Source organism: Streptomyces sp. NPDC059009, from assembly GCF_042740175.1.
Taxonomy (GTDB): Bacteria; Actinomycetota; Actinomycetes; order Streptomycetales; family Streptomycetaceae; genus Streptomyces.
The window spans coordinates 66,362-87,609 of record NZ_JBHYJB010000029.1; the positions used below are offsets into that span (position 1 = coordinate 66,362).

At 73.2% G+C, this 21,248-nt stretch carries 19 protein-coding genes and 1 pseudogene; 12 read left to right on the top strand and 8 right to left on the bottom strand.

The window, feature by feature from the left end; genetic code table 11:
- Nucleotides 1-3: 3 nt before the first annotated feature.
- The 4 genes from ACFWYM_RS27025 to ACFWYM_RS27040 form a co-directional block, all read right to left on the bottom strand.
- Nucleotides 4-969, bottom strand: coding sequence for a 1-aminocyclopropane-1-carboxylate deaminase/D-cysteine desulfhydrase (locus ACFWYM_RS27025; protein ID WP_384842467.1), 966 nt, complete (start codon nt 967-969; stop codon nt 4-6).
- Nucleotides 970-1,084: 115 nt separating this feature from the next.
- The gene (locus tag ACFWYM_RS27030; protein WP_384842470.1) at nt 1,085-1,675 is read right to left on the bottom strand and encodes an N-acetylmuramoyl-L-alanine amidase; all 591 of its coding nucleotides are present in this window, start codon (nt 1,673-1,675) and stop codon (nt 1,085-1,087) included.
- A gap of 166 nt (nt 1,676-1,841) precedes the next feature.
- A complete protein-coding gene (locus ACFWYM_RS27035; RefSeq protein ID WP_384842474.1) occupies nt 1,842-2,075 on the bottom strand; it encodes a hypothetical protein in 234 nt (77 codons plus the stop codon).
- Nucleotides 2,076-2,187: 112 nt separating this feature from the next.
- Entirely contained in the window at nt 2,188-4,809 is a 2,622-nt protein-coding gene (locus ACFWYM_RS27040) for a rhomboid family intramembrane serine protease (protein WP_384842477.1), read from the bottom strand.
- 180 nt (nt 4,810-4,989) lie between these two features.
- On the opposite strand from ACFWYM_RS27040, the gene ACFWYM_RS27045 reads away from it, so the two are divergent.
- The 5 genes from ACFWYM_RS27045 to ACFWYM_RS27065 all read left to right on the top strand — a co-directional run bounded on the left by ACFWYM_RS27045 (nt 4,990) and on the right by ACFWYM_RS27065 (nt 10,028).
- Nucleotides 4,990-6,396: a family 2B encapsulin nanocompartment shell protein gene (locus ACFWYM_RS27045; RefSeq protein ID WP_384842481.1), complete on the top strand. Its 1,407-nt coding sequence runs from the start codon at nt 4,990-4,992 to the stop codon at nt 6,394-6,396.
- A 98-nt stretch (nt 6,397-6,494) separates the two neighbouring features.
- Nucleotides 6,495-7,541, top strand: coding sequence for a family 2 encapsulin nanocompartment cargo protein polyprenyl transferase (locus tag ACFWYM_RS27050; protein WP_384842484.1), 1,047 nt, complete (start codon nt 6,495-6,497; stop codon nt 7,539-7,541).
- A 211-nt stretch (nt 7,542-7,752) separates the two neighbouring features.
- Entirely contained in the window at nt 7,753-7,998 is a 246-nt protein-coding gene (locus tag ACFWYM_RS27055) for a hypothetical protein (protein ID WP_384842487.1), read from the top strand.
- A 200-nt stretch (nt 7,999-8,198) separates the two neighbouring features.
- Nucleotides 8,199-8,921 carry an ANTAR domain-containing protein gene (locus ACFWYM_RS27060; RefSeq protein ID WP_384842490.1) on the top strand — a complete coding sequence of 241 codons (723 nt, stop codon included), beginning with the start codon at nt 8,199-8,201 and terminating at the stop codon, nt 8,919-8,921.
- 105 nt (nt 8,922-9,026) lie between these two features.
- Entirely contained in the window at nt 9,027-10,028 is a 1,002-nt protein-coding gene (locus ACFWYM_RS27065) for a hypothetical protein (RefSeq protein WP_384842492.1), read from the top strand.
- Here the strand turns inward: ACFWYM_RS27065 and ACFWYM_RS27070 are convergent.
- Nucleotides 10,025-10,621 (bottom strand): CGNR zinc finger domain-containing protein, encoded by a 597-nt coding sequence (locus ACFWYM_RS27070; RefSeq protein WP_384842494.1) that lies wholly within the window; start codon nt 10,619-10,621, stop codon nt 10,025-10,027. The genes ACFWYM_RS27065 and ACFWYM_RS27070 overlap by 4 nt on opposite strands.
- 25 nt (nt 10,622-10,646) lie before the next feature.
- Between ACFWYM_RS27070 and ACFWYM_RS27075 the strand changes: the two genes are divergently transcribed.
- Nucleotides 10,647-11,495, top strand: coding sequence for a DMT family transporter (locus ACFWYM_RS27075; protein WP_384842497.1), 849 nt, complete (start codon nt 10,647-10,649; stop codon nt 11,493-11,495).
- Between the two features lie 66 nt (nt 11,496-11,561).
- Here the strand turns inward: ACFWYM_RS27075 and ACFWYM_RS27080 are convergent, their stop codons facing one another.
- Complete coding sequence (locus ACFWYM_RS27080) at nt 11,562-12,332, bottom strand: tyrosine-protein phosphatase (RefSeq protein ID WP_384842500.1); 771 nt, start codon at nt 12,330-12,332, stop codon at nt 11,562-11,564.
- 150 nt (nt 12,333-12,482) lie between these two features.
- On the opposite strand from ACFWYM_RS27080, the pseudogene ACFWYM_RS27085 reads away from it, so the two are divergent.
- Nucleotides 12,483-12,953: pseudogene (locus tag ACFWYM_RS27085) on the top strand (HAD-IA family hydrolase); the annotation flags it as partial.
- Between the two features lie 20 nt (nt 12,954-12,973).
- Here ACFWYM_RS27085 and ACFWYM_RS27090 read toward each other — a convergent pair.
- Entirely contained in the window at nt 12,974-14,260 is a 1,287-nt protein-coding gene (locus ACFWYM_RS27090) for a PucR family transcriptional regulator (RefSeq protein WP_384842503.1), read from the bottom strand.
- Nucleotides 14,261-14,361: 101 nt separating this feature from the next.
- Here ACFWYM_RS27090 and ACFWYM_RS27095 point away from each other — a divergent pair, with 101 nt between their 5' ends.
- The 5 genes from ACFWYM_RS27095 to ACFWYM_RS27115 all read left to right on the top strand — a co-directional run bounded on the left by ACFWYM_RS27095 (nt 14,362) and on the right by ACFWYM_RS27115 (nt 20,725).
- The gene (locus ACFWYM_RS27095; RefSeq protein ID WP_384842506.1) at nt 14,362-15,297 is read left to right on the top strand and encodes an SGNH/GDSL hydrolase family protein; all 936 of its coding nucleotides are present in this window, start codon (nt 14,362-14,364) and stop codon (nt 15,295-15,297) included.
- A gap of 35 nt (nt 15,298-15,332) precedes the next feature.
- Nucleotides 15,333-17,351 (top strand): hypothetical protein, encoded by a 2,019-nt coding sequence (locus ACFWYM_RS27100; protein ID WP_384842509.1) that lies wholly within the window; start codon nt 15,333-15,335, stop codon nt 17,349-17,351.
- A gap of 21 nt (nt 17,352-17,372) precedes the next feature.
- Nucleotides 17,373-18,569 (top strand): tyrosine-protein phosphatase, encoded by a 1,197-nt coding sequence (locus ACFWYM_RS27105; RefSeq protein WP_384842512.1) that lies wholly within the window; start codon nt 17,373-17,375, stop codon nt 18,567-18,569.
- An 82-nt stretch (nt 18,570-18,651) separates the two neighbouring features.
- Nucleotides 18,652-19,581, top strand: a complete 930-nt coding sequence (locus ACFWYM_RS27110) for a sigma-70 family RNA polymerase sigma factor (RefSeq protein ID WP_384842515.1) — start codon at nt 18,652-18,654, stop codon at nt 19,579-19,581.
- Between the two features lie 46 nt (nt 19,582-19,627).
- Nucleotides 19,628-20,725, top strand: coding sequence for a serine/threonine dehydratase (locus tag ACFWYM_RS27115; RefSeq protein WP_384842518.1), 1,098 nt, complete (start codon nt 19,628-19,630; stop codon nt 20,723-20,725).
- Here the strand turns inward: ACFWYM_RS27115 and ACFWYM_RS27120 are convergent.
- Complete coding sequence (locus ACFWYM_RS27120) at nt 20,691-21,224, bottom strand: hypothetical protein (RefSeq protein ID WP_384842521.1); 534 nt, start codon at nt 21,222-21,224, stop codon at nt 20,691-20,693. The genes ACFWYM_RS27115 and ACFWYM_RS27120 overlap by 35 nt on opposite strands.
- Nucleotides 21,225-21,248: the final 24 nt, after the last annotated feature.

Genomic DNA, 21,248 nt, shown 5'->3' on the forward strand with positions numbered 1-21,248 from the left:
CGCTCAGCGGGCGGGCGGCGGGGTGCCGGTGATCACCGCGGTGACGGTGGTGCCGGGAGGGAAGGTGCCCTCTTCGGAGAGGGTCGTCAGTCCGTAGAGCAGCTTGGCGACATAGAGGGGCTCGACGGGGAGGTCGTGCCGGTCCTCGAAGTCCTTCGCGAACGCGGTGAGTTCGGGGGAGGTGCGGGCGTAACCGCCGCAGTGGAAGCGCTCGTCCAGGGTCCAGTTGGTCGTCGCGGCACCGAACGCCTGGCGTTGCAGGGCGGCTATCTCGGGGCCCAGGAAGCCGCCCTTGAGCACGGGTATGCCGAGGGCCCGCCGGTCGGGGCCGAGGCCCGCCGCGAGCCCGGCGAGGGTGCCGCCGGTGCCGCAGGCGACGGCCGCGATGTCCGTGTGGGGGCGCAGCTCGGCGCCGAGGGCCGTGCAGCCGCGCACGGCCAGGGAGTTGCTGCCGCCCTCGGGGATGACGTACGCGTCCGGGGCGTCGGCGGCACGCAGGAGCGAGGCCAGCGTCTCCGGTTCGCCCTTGCGGCGATACGTCGATCTGTCGACGAAGTGCAGGCGCATGCCGTCGGCCGCGCACTGGGAGAGGGAGGGGTTGAGCGGGCGGGCGGCGAGTTCGTCGCCGCGGACCACGCCGACGGTGGCGAAGCCGAGCAGACGCCCGGCCGCGGCGGTGGCGCGCAGGTGGTTGGAGTAGGCGCCGCCGAAGGTGAGCAGCGTGCGGTGCCCGGCGTCGGCGGCCGCTTCCAGGTTCAGGGCGAGCTTGCGGTATTTGTTGCCGGGCAGCGCCTCATGGATGAGGTCGTCGCGCTTCAGCAGGAGGCGCACGCCGTGCCGGGCGAACCGCTCGTCCCTGGCCTCCCGCAGCGGGCTGGGGAGCCGGGGGCCGAGGGTGGTGCGGAGCGGCGGGGCGGTGGACACCCCGCCATTGTCCCTCGGGTCGGTGAGGGCGGCCCGCGGTGACATCGGGCGGTACCCGGGGTCACCGCGGACGACCCTCGGTGATCACTCAGGAGATGACCCGGCCGGAAACTTCAGCCAGTCACTTCAGCCGGTCACTTCAGGCGGTCACCTCAGCCGGTCACTTCAGGCGGTCGCCGATGCGCTCCCGCATCCAGTCCATCGTGAAGCCCTTGGGGTCTATCTTCCCGGGCTGCCATTCGAGGTGTCCGATGACGGACCGCTCCGTCCAGCCGTGCACCCGGCAGATGGCCGCCGACACCTTCTCGATGGCCTCCAGCTGGGCCTCGGGCCAGGGGTCGTCGCCGTCGCCGAGGTTCTCGCACTCGAAGCCGTAGAAGTGGCGGTTGCCGTCCGTGTTCGCCTCGTTGTCAGGAGGGAGGCGCTTCTCGGCGATGACGGCGCGCAGCACGTCGTCGTCGCCGAGGCCGGCGTGGTTGGCGCGGCCGTAGCCGACCAGGTGGACGCGGCCGTCCTTGGTGATGACGCCGTGGCACAGCGGTCCGGGCAGGCTGTCCCAGCCGTCCCAGCAGATCTGGACGGTGCGCTCGCTGCCCTTCGTCGCGGTGTGGTGGATCACCACACCGTGCACGGGTCCCCAAGGACCCTTGTGGTTGCGGTTGTGTTCGCGCCAGCCGTCGAGCTCGACGACCGTCACGCCTTCGTCCCTGAGGGCGTTCAGGAACGTGCTCGCGGACATGGGTGGGGACATGGCCGCCTCCTTTGGGGAAGGCGGGAGCTGCCGTGCGCAGACCCCCGTACCGCATGCTTGTACCCGAACCACGGTGCCCGTACCAGCAGTTCAGAGGCTGTTCGGGCACCGTGCGAGCCGATCCGGTCAGCGGACGGGGGCCGTCCGGGGGCGGGGCGCCTGAGCGTCAGCCCTTCAGGAAGCCGTCCCCGTGCGTCGCGATGTGGGCCTCCAGGGCCGTCAGGGCCTGCTGCGTGGCGTCCGGGGTGCCGCTGCCCCGGCGCTCCGCGTAGTACGCCGCGCCCAGCTTCTTCAGGAGGTCGCCGCCGGCGCGCTGCGCCTGGACCTCGTCCACCTTCTGCTTGCCCTGGTTGAGGGCGCTCTGCGCCTGCTCCTTGGCGCGGTCCAGGAAGCCTGCCATTGCTCTCTCCTACAGGTTGGTGCGGATGTGTCTGGTTCAACGGAGGTGCAGATCTTGGAGTTCCCGCCGGGTCAGCCGTGTATGCCGTGGTCGCGGGGGCTCCCGGGGTCGTTCACGACGCGAGCTTGCGCATCAGGCGCACGCCCTGCGCCGGCGACATGTGGGGGAGGTACGCCTTGCCGATGGCGCGGGTGATGTTGGGCAGCGCCGCGGGGTCCGGGTAGCACATGTACATCGGCCGGTATTCCGGCTGGAACTTGGCCTTGAAGTTGAGCAGCGAGCGGAATCCGTAGACGGGCTCCATGGTGCGGCCCGCGTAGTCGAGGAGGCGCTGCAGGGCGGCGGGCGGCTCCGCGGTGTCGGAGCGGGCCAGCGGGGCGCCGGAGAGGCTGAGGAACTGCGCGCCCTCCTCCTTGAAGCCGAGCGCGGCGGACGCGATCAGGAACTCCATCGAGCCACGGAAGCCGTCGGAGCGGCGCCGCATGAAGTCCAGGGTCCAGCCCACGGGTTGAACCCCCTTGTCGTCCTCGCCCTCCTTGTCCGCGTCGTCCCCGGAGTCTCCGTACACCGGCATCCAGCTGGTGATGCCGTGCACCGTGCGGTCCTCGTCGACGGCGACCAGGCAGCGCACGTGCGGGTCGTCCAGCTCGTCCAGGCCGCCGAGCGTGAAGCCCATCTCCGGAAGGCCCTTGTCGGCGACCCACTCCTCGGAGATGGAGCGGATCTGGTCGGTCAGGGAGAGCGGCGCCTCGGGGAAGACGTGCCACTCCGCCGTGATGCCCTCCTTCTTGGCCTTGTTCAGGGCGGTGCGCACGTCCTGCCACTTCTTGCCCGTGAAGGCCAGCTCCGGCAGCGGCACGACGGTGTCCTCCGCGACCTGCACGGAGCTCCAGCCCAGCGCGTCCGTACGGGACTTGGCCTCCGCCGTGACGCTGTAGAAGCAGGGCGTCCAGCCCTTGCGGTCGCAGTACTCCGCGAAGCCGTCGACCGCGTCCGCGCGCGCGGAGGGCGCGCCGAACGGGTCCCCCGTGGTGAGCGCGACCGTCGAGTGCACCCGGTAGGCGACCGCGGCCCGGCCGTCGTCGGAGAACCAGTAGTGGTTGCCCGGCCAGGTCGTCAGATACGAGAGCGTGGAGCCGCCGTGCGCGGCGAGCAGGGCACGCGCGCGTGCCGCGGCGTCCGCGTCGGCGTGCATCGACGGGCGCCGGAACGCCACGAGGAGGGCGACGACGCCGACCACCCAGAAGAGCATCCCGCAGTACTCGTACAAGGAGAGGGCGGTGCCGCCGACCGGGATGGGTGCCTCGCCCTGGAAGAAGAACGGTTCGTAACTCGGTGGCAGGAACTGCGAGGGCAGCCCCGACACCAGCTTCCCGAACGTCGCGTCGGGCGAGAACTGGCCGCGCACCGCGTACCCGATCCCCACGTACGCCAGGCACGCGAGCAGCAGCGTGCCCCCGACGACGCCGGTGAGCCAGGTGACCGTGGTCCGCGGCAGGTTCAGGTCGAACAGGCGCCAGGTGAACAGCAGGAGCACCAGGACGAGCAGCGGCAGCATCATCTGCTCGACCACCGCCTGGACCATCGCCGCCTTCTGGTCGGAGGAGTCGCTGCCGTCCAGGACGTACTGGTCGGGGTTGGAGACGATGTCGCTCAGCAGGTACGCCATGAGGCCGAGCCACACCAGCTGGGCGACCACGGTGATGCGCCAGGCGAGCCTCAGGCCGCGCCGCAGCCCCTCCGCGAGGACCAGGAGCAGGGCCGGGATCGCGATGCCCATGATCATCGCGGGGGAGTTGTAGAAGTGGTCCTGGGCGCGGATCCGGTCGCACGCCGCGCCCGCCTGCGCACATGTGTCCGCGATGTCCTGCGGGCTCGGGCCCCCGGAGACGTACAGGTCGAGGACGTTGAAGGGGCCGAGCGAGTCCTTGTAGAGCGTCGCGATGATCGGGCCGAGCGCGGAGGCGGCCACCACCAGGGCCACCAGGACCCGGCCCTCGGAGTGCGAGGCGTGCGGCATGCGCAGACGGTGGCTGTCGCGGTGCGCGAGGGCGCCCATGGCCAGGCCCACCACCGTGCCCGCGAGCCGCAGCACCCCCTGGAGGTGCCCCACGTACAGCGCGAGCATCAGCGGGACCAGGATCAGGGCGAGCTGGAGCCGGCGCCGCCACAGGGCGCTGAGCCGGAAGCTGAGGAAGGCGCCGACCGCGCAGGTGCCGATGCTCGGGGTCGCGGTGAGGTTCCGGGCGAGCTCGTCCAGCCAGTCCTCGCCGGCGACGGAGCCGAGCTTGACGACGCCCACGCCGAGCAGCGAGCCGAGGATCTGGCCGAGCACGAGGACGACGCCGGTGCGCACCGAGCCCATGCGCTGCTCGGCGGCCCCGCCCAGGAGCAGCAACAGCAGCGTGGAACCGATGTAGTTGCCGATGCCCGAGCACCACAGGAGCGAGGTCAGCGGGGTCCACCAGCGGCCGTCGGCGAGGGCGGGCACGCCGACGCCGACCTGGTCCAGGAGCGACTGAGGCGGGCCGCCGCCGAGGCTCGCGGTGGCCGCGCCGACGACCCACAGGGCCACGACGACGAACACCGTCACCGGGGCGCGGGTGACGGGTTCGAATGCGCGGGCGATGGCGCGCAGCCACCGGACGGGCCCCCGCTCGCCGGGCGGGGCCAGGGGCGACTGCGGAGCCGGTTCCTCCGCGGCGGGACCGGCAGAAGCCTCGGAGCTGCTCATTCACCGAGCCCACCAGCCGCCCGGGCCCGGCACATCCCGGGCGGGGCCGAACGAGGGAATTTCGATCTAGTGCCCAGCCCGTCGGTGATCCAACCCCGCTCTTTTGTGTAATGGCGTCAACACAGAGCGTGATGAGAGTGTGGCCGCCGCAGATCATCCGTTTTCTGGAGGGCATAACCCATGTCGGTAGGCGAAGAGATCCGTACGGAGACGCCCGAGCCTCAGCAGAGCCTTGGCACGTCGGCCGCACGGAATCTGGCCACCACCACCAAGTCCGCACCGCAGATGCAGGAGATCAGCTCCCGCTGGCTGCTGCGGATGCTGCCCTGGGTGCAGGTGCAGGGCGGCACGTACCGGGTCAACCGAAGGCTCAGCTACTCGGTCGGGGACGGCCGCGTGACCTTTGTGAAGACCGGGGACCAGGTGCAGGTCATCCCGGCCGAGCTCGGCGAGCTCCCGGTCCTGCGCGACTTCGAGGACCAGGACGTCCTCGGCGAGCTGGCCCAGCGGTGCAACCAGCGCGAGTTCGCCCCCGGAGAGGTCCTCACCTCCTTCGGCAGCCCGGCGGACGAGGTGTTCCTGCTGGCGCACGGCAGGGTGGAGAAGATCGGTACGGGCCCGTACGGGGACGACACGGTCCTCGGCACCCTCGCGGACGGCTCGTACTTCGGCGAGCAGTCGCTCCTCGACTCCGAGGCCATCTGGGAGTACACCGCGCGCGCGGTGACGGCGGGCACCGTGCTCACGCTGCCCCGCCAGGACCTGGAGCAGGTCGCGGAGCGCAGCGAGTCCCTGCGCGCCCACCTCCAGCAGCTGCGGTCCATCCCGGCGCAGCGCACCAACACGTTCGGCGAGGCCCCCATCGACCTCTCCGCGGGCCACGTCGGCGAGGCCGTCCTGCCCGGCACGTACGTGGACTACGAGTCGGCGCCGCGGGAGTACGAGCTGAGCGTGGCCCAGACGGTGCTGCGCATCCACACGCGCGTGGCCGACCTCTACAACCAGCCGATGAACCAGACCGAGCAGCAACTGCGGCTCACCGTCGAGGCGTTGAAGGAGCGCCAGGAGCACGAGCTCATCAACAACCGAGAGTTCGGCCTCCTGAACAACTGCGACTACGACCAGCGGCTCCAGCCCCACGACGGCGTCCCCAGCCCGGACGACCTGGACGAACTGCTCAGCCGCAGGCGCGGATCGAAGCTGTTCCTCGCCCACCCGCGCGCGATCTCCGCGATCGGCCGCGAGTTCAACAAGCGCGGCCTGGTGCCCGAGACCATCGAGATGAGCGGCAACAGGATCCCCACCTGGCGCGGCGTCCCGATCTTCCCGTGCAACAAGATCCCGGTCACCGAGGCCCGGACGACGTCCATCATCTGCATGCGTACGGGCGAGGACGAGCAGGGCGTCATCGGCCTGCACCAGGCGGGCATCCCGGACGAGATCGAGCCGAGCCTGTCGGTGCGCTTCATGGGCATCAGCGAGCAGGCGATCATCTCCTACCTCGTCTCCACCTACTACTCGGCGGCCGTCCTGGTCCCCGACGCCCTCGGCGTCCTGGAGAACGTGGAGATCGGCCGCTGGCGGTGACCTGCGTGTCCGTGCCGGCGCGTGCGGGTACACCGTCCCCGTACGCGCCCACAGGCCAGGGAACCGCCACCGTCCGCATTCCTCCCCGGAGTGAGCCCATGACGGACCCGACGGACCTCACACAGGCGGCAGAGATCATGGCGGCGACGCGCGCGTGCGTCGACCCGGAGCTGCGCCGGGCGATCGAGACCCTGCCCGGCTCGATGCGGCGCGTGGCGCTCTACCACTTCGGCTGGGAACACGCGGACGGCACACCCGCGGCCGGGCACGCGGGCAAGGCGATCAGGCCCGCGCTCGTGCTCGCCGCGGTGCGGGCCCTCGGCGGGGACACCGCTTGCGCGGTGAGGGCGGCGGCGGCCGTGGAGCTGACCCACAACTTCACCCTGCTGCACGACGACGTGATGGACCGGGACACGACGCGCAGGCACCGGCCCACCGCGTGGACCGTGTTCGGCGACGCCGACGCGATCCTCGCCGGGGACGCGCTGCAGGCGCTCGCCCAGCGGCTGCTCGCCGAGGACCCGCACCCCGCGGCCCCGGCCGCCGCCGCCCGGCTCGCCGCCTGTGTGCTGGAGCTCTGCGCGGGCCAGCACGCGGACTGCGCCCTGGAGCACCGCGGCCCGGACGAGGTGACGCTCGCCGAGTGCCTCACCACGGCCGAGGCCAAGACCGGGGCGCTGCTCGGCTGTGCCTGCGCGCTGGGCGCGCTGTACGCGGGCGCGGGCCGGGAGGTGACCGAGGCGCTCGACGGCTTCGGGCGCCAGGCGGGACTCGCCTTCCAGCTGATCGACGACGTCATCGGGATCTGGGGCGACCCCCGGCGCACCGGCAAGACCGCGGGCGCCGACCTCGCCGCGCGCAAGAAGTCCCTGCCGGTCGTCGCCGCGCTCACCTCGGGCACGGCGGCCGCGGCCGAACTGGCGCGGTTGTACGGGTATTCGGGCACCCCGGGAGAGATGACACGGGCCGAAGTGGAGCGCACCGCGCGGGCGGTCGAGGGTGCGGGCGGGCGGGACTGGGCCCAGCTCCACGCGGCCGACCGGATGTCCCGCGCGGTCTGCGAGCTGGCCGGGGCGGTCCCGGACCCCGAGGCGGCGGGCGGGCTGCTCGCGCTCGCGGAGTTCGTGACGCGGCGCACGCATTGACGTGCACGCGCATGGACGCACATGCGCCTTGCCGTACACGCGCCTTGCCGTACGTACGACACGAGAAGAGGGCGGCGGTGAGCTGATTGCTGGACGAGATGATGACGGGGAAGTGATCATGGCGCGCCCACTTCAGGGCCATAGCCGGGGCAAGTGGGCGAAGGCGGGCTAGAACAAGCCGCGACCGACCCCCCTCCTGGAAGGACCCACCATGCCAACTGCCCGCCGAGTGCTGGGAGCCGCGGCCACGGCCGCCCTGGCCCTCCTCGCCGTCCCCACCGCGGCCCACGCCGACGACGAGAACCTGACGACGGTCTTCGTCCCGGCCGGGGGCCAGGTGAACAGCCCGGTCAAGACCGAGGAGCTGCGGTCGGTGCCCGACGCGCTCGAGAAGGTCGTCGGCAAGCTGGCGGTGGACCGCGACGACAAGGTCAAGCAGAAGGTTCTGGGCGGCTGAACCGGTGGTTCTCACGGGCCCCGCACGCGTCGCGATCCGGCCATGCGTGCGGGGCTCGTCCCTGTGTGTACGCATCCGGTTCCCGTGTGTAAAGGTAACCCCCTGCGCCGCAGCGGCCAGTTAGACCTGTGCCGCAACGGCCGGTTGGAAACGTGGAGTTGAGTTGAGCCTGGAGGGGCGGACGGGCGATGTGTGGTCCGATGGCTCGTGAACACCGATTAGCGGAGGCGTTCGTCGTGGCGGCGGACTCCTCGGGGGACGACTTTGACGTCCATGAGTTCCTGCGGGGCGTCTCGGCGCGCTGCGTGGAGCTCCTGGGCGTCACGGCGGCGGGCTTCCTGCTCGTCGATGACGGGGGTGATCCGCACACGGTCGTGGCGTCCGACGAACGCGCAGGGCAGCTCGGCCACTTCACGGTCGAGCGCGGCGAGGGGCCGCTGCTGGACTGCTGCCGCTCGGGCACGGCACGCGTGAACATGGATCTGACCCGGAGCGAAACGGCCGAGAAATGGCCGGACTTCGTCCTCCGGGCCCGGGTCGCGGGGTTCACCACGGCGCAGGCGCTGCCCCTGCGCCAGCGAGGGCGGCCGGTGGGGGCCCTGGGGCTCTTCCAGGAGGGCGGCCCGCTGCACCGCGACGAGATCGCGCTCGCGCAGGGCCTCGCCGACGTGGCGACGATCGCGATCCTGCAGCGGCGCTCCCTGGACCGCGGCTCGGTGGAGCGCAACCAGTTGCAGGCGGCCCTGACCAGCAGGATCGTCATCGAGCAGGCCAAGGGGATGCTGGCGGAGCGCTGGGGGTGCACGGTCGACGAGGCGTTCATGGCGCTACGGGCCCATGCGCGCTCGCACCGTCTGCGGCTCGCGGAGCTGGCGGCGCGGGTGGTGGCGGGGCAGACCGACACCGCGCAGATCTCCCGCTGAGGCCAACTCCCCCTGGAGATAGGGTCGTCCGGCCGATGGCCGGTGAGGCTTCCTGGGGAGGGACTGATGGTGGGGGCGGGACGTTGCGGTGCGCGGTGGGGGGCGGTGGCTCTCGCCGGGTTCCTGGCCGTGGGGGTGGCCGGGTGCGGGGCGGAGGGTGACGCCGGGGGTGCTGCCGTGCCGGAGGTGTCCGGGACTCCGCGGGTGCAGGAGAAGAAGGACCTCCCCGAACTACCGCTGGCGCGCTACGAGTTCAGCCACGACGACTACGCCCGGCAGACGGAGGCCGCGGCCCGGCTCGCCCAGCGCTGGATGAAGAGGTACGGCTTCGACGACGTGCCGTTGTACCCGAAGCCGCCCGGCGGCAGTGTCGTCGGGCTGACGGCGGTGGCCGGGGACCCCTTCGGCCTGCTCGACCTCGACAAGGCGCGGCGCTGGGGCTATGGGTGGGACCCCGAGCGCGCCGTGAAGGGCCGGGAGGCCAGGACCGGGCGGGCGGCGACGCCGGCGGAGTACGAGGTGCTGTACGGGCTTGGGGGGCGCGGGGCCCTCAAGGCCATCGAGACCCCCAAGTCCCCCAAGACTCCCGAGGCCCCCAAGAGCCCCGAGGCCCCCGAGGCTCGCGAGACATCCGAGGTCCGCACGACACCCAAGGTTCCCGAGGGTGGCTGCTCGGGGGAGGGGCAGCGGCGGCTCATGGCGGGCGTCGAGGACGAGAAGCGCCTGACCTCGTACGCGTTCCAGGGCTCCCGGCGGGTCGAGCGGGCCGTCGCGCGGGATCCGAAGGCACGGCGCGCCCTGAAGGCGTGGTCGCAGTGCGTCGTCGACAAGGGCTTCAAGCGGTACGCGCGGCCGTCGGCGGCGTTCGGCGACAAGGCGTGGAGGCGCGGCCAGGACGGCAACACCGAGCACGGAAAACGGGAGTTGGGCACGGCTGTCGCCGACGTCGAGTGCAACCGTGCGCACAACCTCGCCGGGATCCTGTGGGCCACCAGGGCGCGGGAGGAGCGGCGCGAGATCGCCCGGCACCACGCCACGTACGACGCGGTGCGGGCGGACCGGGAGCGGGTGCGGGTGACGGTGCGGGGGGTGCTCGGGGGGAGTTAGCCGCCCAGGGGCTGACTCCCGGTCTGCCGTCGGCGGTGGCGGGCCACCGCGTCGTTGTTGGCGCAGCGCACCGAGCAGTAGGTGCGGCGGCCGTTGCGGGACGTGTCCACGAATGCGAGACCGCAGCCCGTACGGGCGCAGCGGCCCAGGCGGTGGGCGTCGGAGAAGCACACGACGTAGGCGAGCCCGGCCGCCGTCAGGGCGCGGACGTGGGCGGCCGGTCCCGTGCCGGGGGCGCTGTAGTGGAAGTGGGCGTCGCCGTCGTGCAGCGAGATGTACGGGCGGCTGGAGGCGTCGGCGAGCAGTTCGTTGATCGTCCGGCAGCGGCGGTCGAGCTCCTGTGGCCCGAAACAGTCGGTGAGGCGGCGGGCCCAGTGGCGGAGTTCGGTCTCCTGGGTGGGGGTGAGGTGGTGGCCGGTGATGCCTCGGGTGGCGAGGAGGGGGGACAGGCGAGGCGGGGGAGGCGGAGGCTCGTCGGGGCTGTTCTCTTTGGGGCTGATCTCTGCGGTGTTGCCGTTCTCGGTGGCGTGCACCGCGTTCACCAGGTCCGCGGCCAGGAGCGCGGCCTCGCCTCCGTAATGGTTGAACTGCATAAGGCCATGACATCACGCTGAGCCCATGAGCGCCCCCCTCCGTGACGGGAGCAGCGCCGCGCTGCTCGTGCTGGCCCAGCTGCTCAGCCTCCAACTGGGCTCCGCGGTCGCCAAACAGGCGTACGGGGAGGTCGGTCCGCTCGCGCTGGCGGGGCTGCGGCTCGGGTTCGCGGCGCTGGTGCTGTGGATCGTGGTGCGGCCGCGGATCGGGCGCCTGACGTGGGCGCAGTGGCGGGTGGCGGCGGCGCTCGGGGTGGTGTTCGCGGGCATGAACACCGCCTACTTCCAGGCGATCCGGCACCTGCCGCTCGGCGTCGCAGCCACCCTGGAGCTGCTCGGCCCGCTCGCCCTCGCGCTCGCCCTGTCGCGGCGCGTGGAGCACCTCGTGGTGGGCCTGGTGGCGCTCGCCGGGGTGCTGCTGCTCGCGGCGCCGGGCGGGGCGGTGTCCGGGACGGGGGTCGCGCTCGGGGCGGTGGCCGCGGTGTGCCGGGCCGGGTATGTGGTGCTCAACCGGCGGGTGGGGAGCCTGTTCCCGGACTGGAGCGGGCTCACGGTGGCCCTGGGGGTCGGGGCCTGCCTGCTGGTGCCGGTCGCCGCGGTGGCGGAGGGGCGGGCCGTCGCGGCCCACCCCGGCGTCCTGGGCACCGGCTTCCTGGTGGCCCTGCTGTCCTCGCTCGTCCCTTACTCCCTCGACCTGCTCGCCCTGCGCCGCATCGGCGTCCGGGCCTTCGGGGTACTGCTCGCGCTCGGGCCGGCTGTCGGGGCTGGGGTCGGGCTCGTGGTGCTCGGGGAGTCTTTGAGTGTGCGGCAGTTGGGGGCGGTGGTGTTGGTGGTGGGGGCGGGGGTTTGGGCGGTGCGGGGGGGGCGGAGGTGAGGGAGTGAGGAGAGGGGGCGGAGGTGAGGGGTGAGGGAGTGAGGGGGTAGGGGGTGGGGCTTGATGTCAGGCCGGCAGGGGTTCCAGCAGGCTGTCCCGTAGCGCCGTCACCAACTTCTCATCCACGGCCAGGAGTTCAGCGGCGTACGCCTGTAGGGAGCCGTACCGCTCGGCGAGGTCGTCCAGGAACAGGCGCATCACTGCGGCCGGGGCGCGGCCGTAGCCGGGCCAGACCGGGCCGTGGTCGGGGTGGGCGGCGCGCCAGTCGGCGAGCAGGCGCTCCGTGGCGAGTTCGGTGAGCGTGAAGTCCTCGATGATGACGTCCTCCGGTACGCCGAGGAGGGCGAGGACGAGGGCGGCCAGCAGGCCCGTGCGGTCCTTGCCGGAGGCGCAGTGGAAGGCGACGGCGCCCGCTTGTGCGTACGCGATGACGTCGAGGGCCTCGCGCAGTTCCTTCACGCCGTCGTGGGCGACCTCCGCGTAGCGGTCGGCGAGGTAGCGGCCCGGGTCGACGTCGGGGCCGAGGGCGGGCTGGTCGTACGGGCGGTGCTCGATGCTGAGGTGGTGGTAGGTGAGCCCGGGGTGGTCCGGCACCCGGCCCTTCGCGTCGATCTCCCAGTCGTAGCGGAGGTCGATGACGGTGCGCACGTCGAGGGCGAGGTAGCGGGCCCAGTCCGTGCGGTGGGCCTCGTCCGCCTCTGCGTCGGCGGTCAGCTTGCCGAGGGAGTCGGCGCGGTAGAGGCGTCCCCAGCGGAGGGTGCGGTTGTCGGTGGTGCGGTAGCCGCCCAGGTCGCGGACGTTGTGGAGGTGCGCGAAGGGTATGTGTCTGGTGGTCACGGGCGGCACTCTAGGGGGTGGCGGGGGAGTTGGGTTTTTTTCCCCGATCCCGCCCCTTCCCGAATCCGGCGACTCCGTCGCCCCTGGGGTGCTCTCCTGGGGCTTCGCCCCTAGACCTCCCTATCGGCGCTGAACGCGCCTCGTCCTCAAACGCCGGACGGGCTGAATGGGTCCCAGCAGTGGGTGGAGTCCATCGCGCGGGGGCTCGCCGACGGCGGGCGGGTCTCGTGGGAGCAGGGGCGCGAGCTGGGGGAGGCGCTCGCGGGGGCCGGGTTCTCGGCGGACGCCGACGTCGTGGCGCTGTTGCGGCGGGCCCGCGCCGCCCGGGTGCACGTCTCACTGGTCACCAACGCGACGCCCTGGCTCGACGAGGACCTGGCCGCGCTCGGCTTCGCCGATCTCGCCGACGACGTGGTCAGCAGCGCGGTGGTCGGCCTCGCCAAGCCCGACCCGCGGATCTACGAGCTGGCCGCCCGGCGCGCGGGCGTCCCCGCCGAGCGCTGCCTGTTCGTGGACGACCGGCAGGAGAACGTGGACGCGGCCGTGGCCCTCGGCATGACCGGGGTGCTGTACCGGGAGCCCGGGGACCTGCGGGATGCGCTCGCTCCTCTCCTGGCATAGGGGCGGCGTGGGCCTGGTTCCTAGGGGCCGCAACGTCTCGCCAGCAGCGCCGCGTTGAGGTGTTGGAGGTCGGTGGGGCGGTGTGGGGACAGGCCCGTCAGTTCAGTGATGCGGCGGACCCGGTACGCGACCGTGTTCGGGTGCACGTGCAGCGCCGAGGCGGTTGTCGTGCGGTCCAGATCCCTGTGGATGTACGTCTCCAGGGTCTTCAGGAGCACCGGCTTGTGGTCGAGAGGGGCCAGGAGCAGGGCGAGTTCCGTGCGGGCCGCGCCGGGGCGGCTCAGCTGGTACTCGAGGAGGACGTCGGCGAGGCGGTAGAGGCCGGGGCGGCGTCCGGTGCGCAGCGCGAGCTGCACGATGTCCGTGTTCTGGGTGACCGCGGCCGGGATGGCGGCCGGGTCGGCAGGATCGGTCGTGGTGGCCGCCGCGGTGATGGGGGCACCCGCCGACTCCGCGCAATCCGCGATGAGTTGGTGCAGTTCCTCCCACGGCGGCGGGGTCGCGACGGGGACGAGCGCGGTGCCGCCCGTCGCGTCCAGGTCGGTCATCACCGGCTGCCCGGCGTAGCGGTCGAGCACCGCCCGGACCCGGCGGACCTTGCGGCGGGCGGCGATCGCGGAGCCAGGGGTGCCCGGGGTGCCAGGGGCTCCAGGGGTTCCAGGGGTGCGGTCCCTCTCCCTCTCGTCCGGGTGGGGTGCGAGGAACAGCGCCAGCGTGACGTACCGGTCGGCCGGGCGCAGCGCGCCGTGGTGTCCCGAGCGGTCCGGCACCGGCTCGCCCGCGAGCAGCGCGGCCATCAGCGCGTGCCGCCCGCCCTGCTCCTGGCTGTCGATGAGCTGCCGCGCCTCCAGGTAGGCGCCGCTCACCGCTGACGTCAACTGCCGCTGTGTGCGCAGGAGATGGCGCTGCATCTCCAGGACGTCGGCCAGGTCGCCGGGGCGCGCGTCGGCCGTCAGCTCCTCCGCGATCATGGCCACGCCGAGGTGGTACGCGGTGAGGATCGCGTCCAGCGGTACGCCCTCCTCGGCGCGCTGGGCGGCCGACTCGCGCTGCCGGGTGAGCGCGGCGTCGTCGGCGGGCCGCCGCCGCTCCAGGACATCCGCGAAGAGCCGCACGCTGCGCTGCACGATGTCCGCGATGTCGCCCGCGACCTCCTCCTGCGGGAGCTGGGCGTAGGTGGGGAGTTCGCTCAGCATCTGCGCCAGGACCCGCCGGGACAGGTGCGGGGCGCGGGCGCGCAGCAAGGGGGCGAGGGGGCGGCCGCCGACGCGGAGGTCGTGGACCGTCCCGGCTTTGTCTCCCGTCACAAAGGGCCTCCGCGAAGTCTGCCTCACTCGCCAGTTAACGGATGTTCCTCGAATCAGCATGATGTCCCGCGGCGCACGACAGGGCTACGGGAGGAGTCACCGTGAACTCGGCACGCGTACCAGGGACTTACCGTCTGATCAAGAGTTCGCTCGGCGCGGTTGTGCTCGCCGGGACGCTGCTCGCGACCGGGATCGCCCCCGCGTCGGCGGACGCCGCAGGCGAGCACTACGTCGCACTCGGCGACTCTTTCGCCTCCGGCCCCCTCGTCCCCGACATCACCGGCCCCCTCGCCTGCGGCCGCTCCACCCACAACTACCCGCACGAGCTCGCCGCCCGCCTCCACGTGGCCTCCTTCAAGGACGTGACCTGCAGCGGGGCCGCCACCAAGCACACCACCGAGCCCCAGTCCGGCAGCGTCCTCGGCCTGCCCACCGGGACCGAGCCGCCCCAGTTCGACGCGCTGGGACCGGACACGACCCTGGTCACCCTGACCTTCGGCGGCAACGACGCCGGACTCGTCGGTGTCGCCCAGGACTGCATGACGCTCGACCCGGGAGCCAAGCCCTGCAAGGACAGGTTCGCCGCCCAAGTCGACCAGCGCATTGAGGAGTTCAAGCCGAGGATCGCCGCCGTGCTCGACGGCATCCATGCCCGCTCGCCCAAGGCCCGCGTCGTCGCCACCGGATACGGCGACTACATCAGGCCCGGCGGCTGCTTCCCGCTCCAGCCCGTGCTCGGCGTCGACGCGGACTTCCTCCAGGGCAGCGTCGACCGTCTGAACGCCGCCGTCGCCGAGGCCGCGGCCGCGCACGGCGCCGACTACGCCGACGTGCGCACCCCCAGCAAGGGTCATGACTCCTGCGCGGCACCCGGTGACCGCTGGATCGAGGGGTACGTCCCGGTCCACCTCGCGGCGCCGCTGCACCCGAACCGGCAGGGCGAGGAGAGCTACGCGCGCATCATCGGCGACCAGCTCCAGCTCCAGCTCCAGTCCCAGTCCCAGTCCCAGTCCCAACTCCAGCTTCAGAAGGGCTGAGGGCGGTGCGGTTACGGTCGGTCGCCGCCGGGTCCATGAGCGCGGCACTCGTCCTGCTGCTCGGCCTCACCAGCGGCGCGCCGAGCGCGTACGCCGACCCCACCGGAGGCATTCCGAGTACGCACGCCAACAAGGCTGCCCAGAACGCCAGTTGTGACCCTTTGGGCGGTGGCGCCGCCTGTCTCCTCCCCTTCCCCAACGACTGGTTCACCCGGCCCGACCCGCACACCCCCACCGGCCGCAGGCTCGCCCTCGACCGGGCCGCGCTGCCCGCCGGTGCCGGTGCCCCGGGCGGGCAGCCCGACGCCGCCCCCTGGAACCGGCTCGACGGCTTCTCGCCGGGCTCCACCCTCATCGTCCAGATCCCGGGGCTCGACCCGGGTGCCACCCGTACCGCGCCCGTCACCGACATCGGCCGCTCCCTCGCGCCGGACGCGCCGATCGTGCTCCTCGACATGAACACCGGTCGGCGCGCGCCCTATTGGGCCGAGGCGGACGCCAATGCCACGCGCCCCGACCGGCGGGCCCTGCTCATCCATCCAGCGAAGAACCTCACCGAGGGGCATCAATACGCCGTTGGATTAAGGGAGTTGAAGAATGCAGACGGCGCCCCGCTGCCCGTACCGGAGACCTTCGCGAAAGTGGCGGGGCCGAAGCTTCCCGCCGACGATCCTCTGGCCGCCCGGCAGCGGGCGCTGCGACCCGCGTTCCGGGCGCTGCGGCGGGCCGGTGCCCCGCGCGAACGGCTCGCGCTGGCCTGGGACTTCACGGTCGCCTCGCGGCACAGCCTCACCGGGGATCTGCTGGCCGTCCGGGACGACGCCCTGCGCGGGCTCGGCGGTGCCGCACCCCCGTACAGCATCACCGGCGTCACGGACTTCACCGAGCAGCAGGACCCGCACATCGCCCGCGAGGTGCGCGGCGAGGTGACCGTGCCCAGCTATCTCGACGCGCCCGGCGGTCCGCCCGGCTCCCGCTTCCACCGCGGACCCGGCGGGGTGCCGCGCAGGCTGCCCGGCAACACCCAGCAGGCCGCGTTCCGTTGTGAGATCCCCCGGTCCGCGCTGACGAAGCCGGCGCGGCCCGCCCTGTACGGGCACGGGCTCTTCGGCGGGCGCGACGAGGTCGGCGCCGGAAACGTCCGGGCCATGGCGGGCGAGCACGGCTTCACCTTCTGCGCCACCGACTGGGCCGGGATGGCCCGCGAGGACCTGCCGACCGCGGCCGCCGCCCTGGGCGACCTCGGGCGCTTCCCCGAGCTGTCCGAGCGGCTCCAACAAGGGCTGCTCAACGCCGTGTTCGTGGGCCGTGCCCTGGTCCGGCCGGACGGGCTCCCGGCCCATCCGGCGCTGCGCACCGCCGACGGGCGGCCGCTGCTCGACTCCCGGCACGGACTCGCGTACGACGGCAACAGCCAGGGCGGGATCCTCGGCGGCGCCCTCATCGCCGTCTCTCCCGACATCCGGCGCGGCGTCCTCGGCGTCACCGGCATGAACTACGGGCTGCTCCTGAACCGCAGCGTGGACTTCGCGCCCTTCCAGGCCGTCCTCGACCGCTCCTACCCCGACGAGCTCGACCAGCAGCTGTACCTGGGCCTCGCCCAACTCCTGTGGGACCACGGCGAGACCGACGGCTACGCCGCCCATCTCACCCGCGACCGGCTCCCCGGCACGCCCCGGCACCAGGTCCTGCTCCACGTCGCGTACGGCGACCACCAGGTAGCGAACGTCGCCGCCGACGTCGAGGCCCGCACCCTCGGCGCCCGGCTCGTCACGCCCGCCCTCGCCGCCGGGCGCAGCCCCGACCGCGTCCCGTACTGGGGCATCCGGCCCGCCCGCCGCCTCCCCCACCGGGGCTCGGCGATGACGGTCTGGGACAGCGGCACCCCGGCGCCGCCCACCACCAACACCCCGCCCACCGGGTACGGCCACGACCCGCACTCCGACCCGCGGGGCTCCGCGGCGGCGCGGGCCCAGAAGGGCGCGTTCCTCGCCACGGGGCGGGTCGTCGACGTGTGCGGTGGTGCGCCCTGCACGGCAACTCCCGTTCCCTGAGCCCTCTTGAGGAGCCCCGACATGTCAGCCCCCCGCCGCACGACCCCCCGCCGCACGATCCCCTGCCGCACGACCCCCCGCCGCAGGACCGGCGCCGTCTGCGCCGCCCTCACCGTGCTCGCCCTCACCGGATCAGCCGCCCTGACGGCTCCGCCGGCCCATGCGCGCACCCAGGCAGACGTCCCCGCCTCCGCCCCTGCCGCTGCCCTCGCCCTCGGCCTCACCCCCGCCTCCGCCTCCGTGCCCTTCACCCGAGCCGGGGCCGAACGCGCTGCCGACGGCTCGTACACCCTGTCCTGGGCCGCGCCCGCCGCCCCGACGGCCGTGACCGTCACCGCGCACACCTCAACCGACCCCGCCGACAAGGGGATCGAGGTCGGGTCCGGTGCCGGCGCCGGGCGGCTCACCGTGCCCGCCGGCGCCCTGCCCGCCGGGGCCGCGCGCTGGTACTTCCGGCTCACCCCGGACAGCGGTGCCCCGCTCACCGTCGCCGAGCGCTCCCTCGGCTTCGCCGCCGCCAAGAACTTCCGGGACCTCGGCGGCTACCGCACCACCGACGGCCGCTGGGTGAAGCCCGGCCTCGTCCACCGCTCCAACAAGCTGAGCGGCCTCACCGACGAGGAGCAGCGGCGGCTGCCCGCGCTCGGCGTCGCCCGCGACATCGACCTGCGCAACTACGTGGAGCGCAAGGACGCCCCCGACCGCATCCCGGCCGGTGTGGCCTACCAGGTCGCCGACGTCGCGAGCCTGGAGCACGGCATCCGCTTCCACGACCCGGCCCTGATGACGCTCGCGGAGGCCCTCGCGCTCGGCCTGCTCGGCGGCTCTTCGGACCTGGGGCAGTCCATCGGCTACCCCTTCATGGTCAACTTCACCGGCGCGGACCACGCCTTCCACGACCTGCTCACCGGCATCGCGGGCAGCGCCGCCCAGGGGGACGCCACCGTCTTCCACTGCTCGGCGGGCAAGGACCGCACCGGCTGGGGCGCCGCCGTGCTCCTCACGCTCCTCGGCGTACCGCGCGCGACCGTCGAGGCGGACTTCCTCGCCAGCAACGCCTACACGGGTGACCCCAAGGCCGTCGAAGTGGCCTGGCTGCGCTCGGCGTTCGACAAGGCCGACGACCTGTACGGGGACTTCGACAGCTATGTGCGCCAGGGTCTCGGCCTCGACGACGCGACCATTGAGGGGCTGCGCTCCGCCCTGCTCACCCCGTGAGGCGGCAGCCCGTCACATAAGGTCCCGTGGATACGTCAGAGCGATGACGGAACGCGCCGAGGGAATGTGACGGGTGGGGCAGATGGACACGAAGAACCCGACGGGTACCGGGCGCCCGGACGACGCGCTCGCCGCGCTCTTCGAGGAGAACCGCAGCCATCTGAAGGCGGTCGCCTACCGCATGCTCGGTTCGCTCAGCGAGGCCGAGGACGCCGTCCAGGAGGCGTGGCTGAAGCTCAGCCGCGCCGACACCGGCGGCGTCACCAACCTGGGCGGCTGGCTCACCACCGTCGTCAGCCGCGTCTGCCTGGACATGCTGCGCTCCCGCACCTCGCGGCGCGAGGAGCCCCTCGACACGCATGTGCCGGACCCCGTCGTCCGGCGCGCCGCCGAGAGCGCCGCCCCGCCCGTCCTCGACCCCGAGCAGGAGGCGCTGCTCGCCGACTCCGTGGGCCTCGCGCTCCTGGTCGTCCTGGACACGCTGGCCCCCGCCGAGCGGCTCGCGTTCGTCCTGCACGACCTGTTCGCCATGCCCTTCGACGAGGTCGCGCCCATCGTCGAGCGCACTCCGGCCGCCACCCGGCAGCTCGCGAGCCGCGCCCGGCGCCGGGTCCGGTCGACGGCCCCCGAGCCCGATCACGCGCGCCAGCGCGAGGTGGTCGGCGCGTTCCTCGCGGCCTCGCGCGGCGGCGACTTCGACGCCCTCGTCACGCTGCTCGACCCGGACGTGGTGCTGCGCGCGGACAGCGGTGCCCTGGAGCCGGGCGGCTGGTCGCGCCTGGTGCGCGGCGCGGCGGACGTGGCGCGGCAGGCGGCGGCCTTCGGCAGGTTCGCGCACGAGCCGCGCCTCGTGCTGATCAACGGGGTGCTCGGCGTCCTGTCGCTGGCCGACGGCAAGCCGCAGTCGCTGATGGACCTCACCGTCGTGGACGGCCGCATCGTGGAGATCAACATCCTGGCGGACGCGGAGCGGCTCGCCGCCCTGGGGGTCCCGGAGCTCCTGGAGGACTGAGGGGCGCATACGGTCGGTGGGGTCACCGAAGTCCAGGAGAGCCGCCATGCCCCCTCGCCCCGCCGACCGCCCTGCGGACCGACCCGCCGACCGCCCGGCCGACCGCCCGGCCGACCTCTCGTACGCCGAAGTGGCCCAGGCCCGCACCCGCGTCGCGGGCCACACCAGGACCGTGACGGTCTCGCCGTCCGACCATCTCGGTCCCGGCCGCCGCGGCCCCGACCACCGCGGCCCCGACCACCTCGGTCCCGGCCACCTCGGTCCCGTTCCCGGGGTCCCGGCGGGCGCCGAGGTCTTCTTCGCCCACGAGTACCTGCAGCACACCGGCTCGTTCAAGGCCCGGGGGGCCGCCAACTTCGTGTCCGCGCACGCGAGTTCGGGGACCCTGCCCCCGGCGGGCGTCGTCATCGCGAGCGGCGGCAACGCGGGGGTCGCCTGCGCCTGGGCCGCCCAGCGGCACGGCGCCGTGGCCACCGTCTTCCTGCCCACCACGGCGCCCGCCGTGAAGGTCGCCCGGCTGCACGCGTTCGGCGCGCGAGTGCGGCAGGTCGGCAGCGAGTACGCCGAGGCCCTGGAGGCGGCGCGCAAGTACGCCGCGGAATCAGGGGCGTTGGAGAGCCACGCCTACGACCACCCGCTGATCGCCGCCGGAGCGGGCACCCTCCTGGAGGAGATCCGGGAGGCCCGCCCCGACGTGGACACCGTCGTCGTGGCCGTGGGCGGCGGCGGACTCTTCGCCGGGGTCACCGCCGCGGCCCACCACCACGGTATCCGCGTGGTCGCGGTCGAGCCGGAGCACTGCCGCGCCCTGAACGCAGCGCTCGCCGCCGGGGAGCCGGTCGCCGTCCCGGTGGACTCGGTCGCGGCCGACTCCCTCGGCGCCCGCCGCGCCACGCCACTGGCCCTGGACTGGGCCCGCCGCACCGCTTCGCCCTCGGCCCTCGTACCGGACGAGGCGATCGTCGCCACCCGCCAACTCCTGTGGGACCAGCACCGGTTGGCCGTGGAGCACGCCGCCGCCACCGCGTACGCGGCTCTGCGCACCGGCGCCTACGCGCCCGCCCCCGGGGAGAAGGTGTGCGTGGTGCTGTGCGGCGCGAACACGGACCTCAGCGACCTGATGCCTCCGCAGCCGTCCCGGTAGCAGTCGCCTCGGCCGTGGCCTCGGCCGCCGACCTCGCCCGCCGCCGGCCGGCCCAGATGGTGAGACCGGCGAGACCGGCCAGCACCACGGCGGCCACGCCGAGCCCCAGGGCCCCGGGGTTGACGTACCCCGGCACCCCCACGTCGTACGTCGCGCCGCCCTTGACGTGGCAGCCGAAGCGCAGCGGCAGATAGGTGGGCCGGTAGCCGTCGATGTCCCCCGCGTGCGCGGGCCCCACCGCGTGCTGGCAGGCGTCCGTGCGCGACGTCTCGTCGAAGGTCATCAGGTGCACGGCGCCCCAGGCGTACAGGGCGATCGCCCCGGCCCCCGAGAGCGCCGCCGTCGCACGCAGCCACACGGCCGGGCCCGCCAGGGGGAGGCCGTGCCGGGTCAGGGTGGTGCAGGCGTACGCGGTGAGCGAGGTGGTGAGGATGAGGCCGAGCAGGGCGATGCCCATCAGGCTCATCCAGTCGTGGCCGTCGAACGGGTCGGTCGTCATGGCTGGGGAGCCCCCCGCTCCTAC

What these genes read in the sequence shown, in the direction of transcription:
- ACFWYM_RS27110 (WP_384842515.1), top strand. Translation starts at nt 18,652, where the DNA reads ATGGACACGAAGAACCCGACGGGTACCGGGCGCCCGGACGACGCGCTC.
- ACFWYM_RS27115 (WP_384842518.1), top strand. Translation starts at nt 19,628, where the DNA reads ATGCCCCCTCGCCCCGCCGACCGCCCTGCGGACCGACCCGCCGACCGC.
- ACFWYM_RS27105 (WP_384842512.1), top strand. Translation starts at nt 17,373, where the DNA reads ATGTCAGCCCCCCGCCGCACGACCCCCCGCCGCACGATCCCCTGCCGC.
- ACFWYM_RS27120 (WP_384842521.1), bottom strand. Translation starts at nt 21,224, where the DNA reads ATGACGACCGACCCGTTCGACGGCCACGACTGGATGAGCCTGATGGGC.
- ACFWYM_RS27025 (WP_384842467.1), bottom strand. Translation starts at nt 969, where the DNA reads ATGTCACCGCGGGCCGCCCTCACCGACCCGAGGGACAATGGCGGGGTG.
- ACFWYM_RS27030 (WP_384842470.1), bottom strand. Translation starts at nt 1,675, where the DNA reads ATGTCCCCACCCATGTCCGCGAGCACGTTCCTGAACGCCCTCAGGGAC.
- ACFWYM_RS27035 (WP_384842474.1), bottom strand. Translation starts at nt 2,075, where the DNA reads ATGGCAGGCTTCCTGGACCGCGCCAAGGAGCAGGCGCAGAGCGCCCTC.
- ACFWYM_RS27050 (WP_384842484.1), top strand. Translation starts at nt 6,495, where the DNA reads ATGACGGACCCGACGGACCTCACACAGGCGGCAGAGATCATGGCGGCG.
- ACFWYM_RS27070 (WP_384842494.1), bottom strand. Translation starts at nt 10,621, where the DNA reads ATGCAGTTCAACCATTACGGAGGCGAGGCCGCGCTCCTGGCCGCGGAC.
- ACFWYM_RS27100 (WP_384842509.1), top strand. Translation starts at nt 15,333, where the DNA reads ATGAGCGCGGCACTCGTCCTGCTGCTCGGCCTCACCAGCGGCGCGCCG.
- ACFWYM_RS27055 (WP_384842487.1), top strand. Translation starts at nt 7,753, where the DNA reads ATGCCAACTGCCCGCCGAGTGCTGGGAGCCGCGGCCACGGCCGCCCTG.
- ACFWYM_RS27045 (WP_384842481.1), top strand. Translation starts at nt 4,990, where the DNA reads ATGTCGGTAGGCGAAGAGATCCGTACGGAGACGCCCGAGCCTCAGCAG.
- ACFWYM_RS27075 (WP_384842497.1), top strand. Translation starts at nt 10,647, where the DNA reads ATGAGCGCCCCCCTCCGTGACGGGAGCAGCGCCGCGCTGCTCGTGCTG.
- ACFWYM_RS27060 (WP_384842490.1), top strand. Translation starts at nt 8,199, where the DNA reads ATGGCTCGTGAACACCGATTAGCGGAGGCGTTCGTCGTGGCGGCGGAC.
- ACFWYM_RS27040 (WP_384842477.1), bottom strand. Translation starts at nt 4,809, where the DNA reads ATGAGCAGCTCCGAGGCTTCTGCCGGTCCCGCCGCGGAGGAACCGGCT.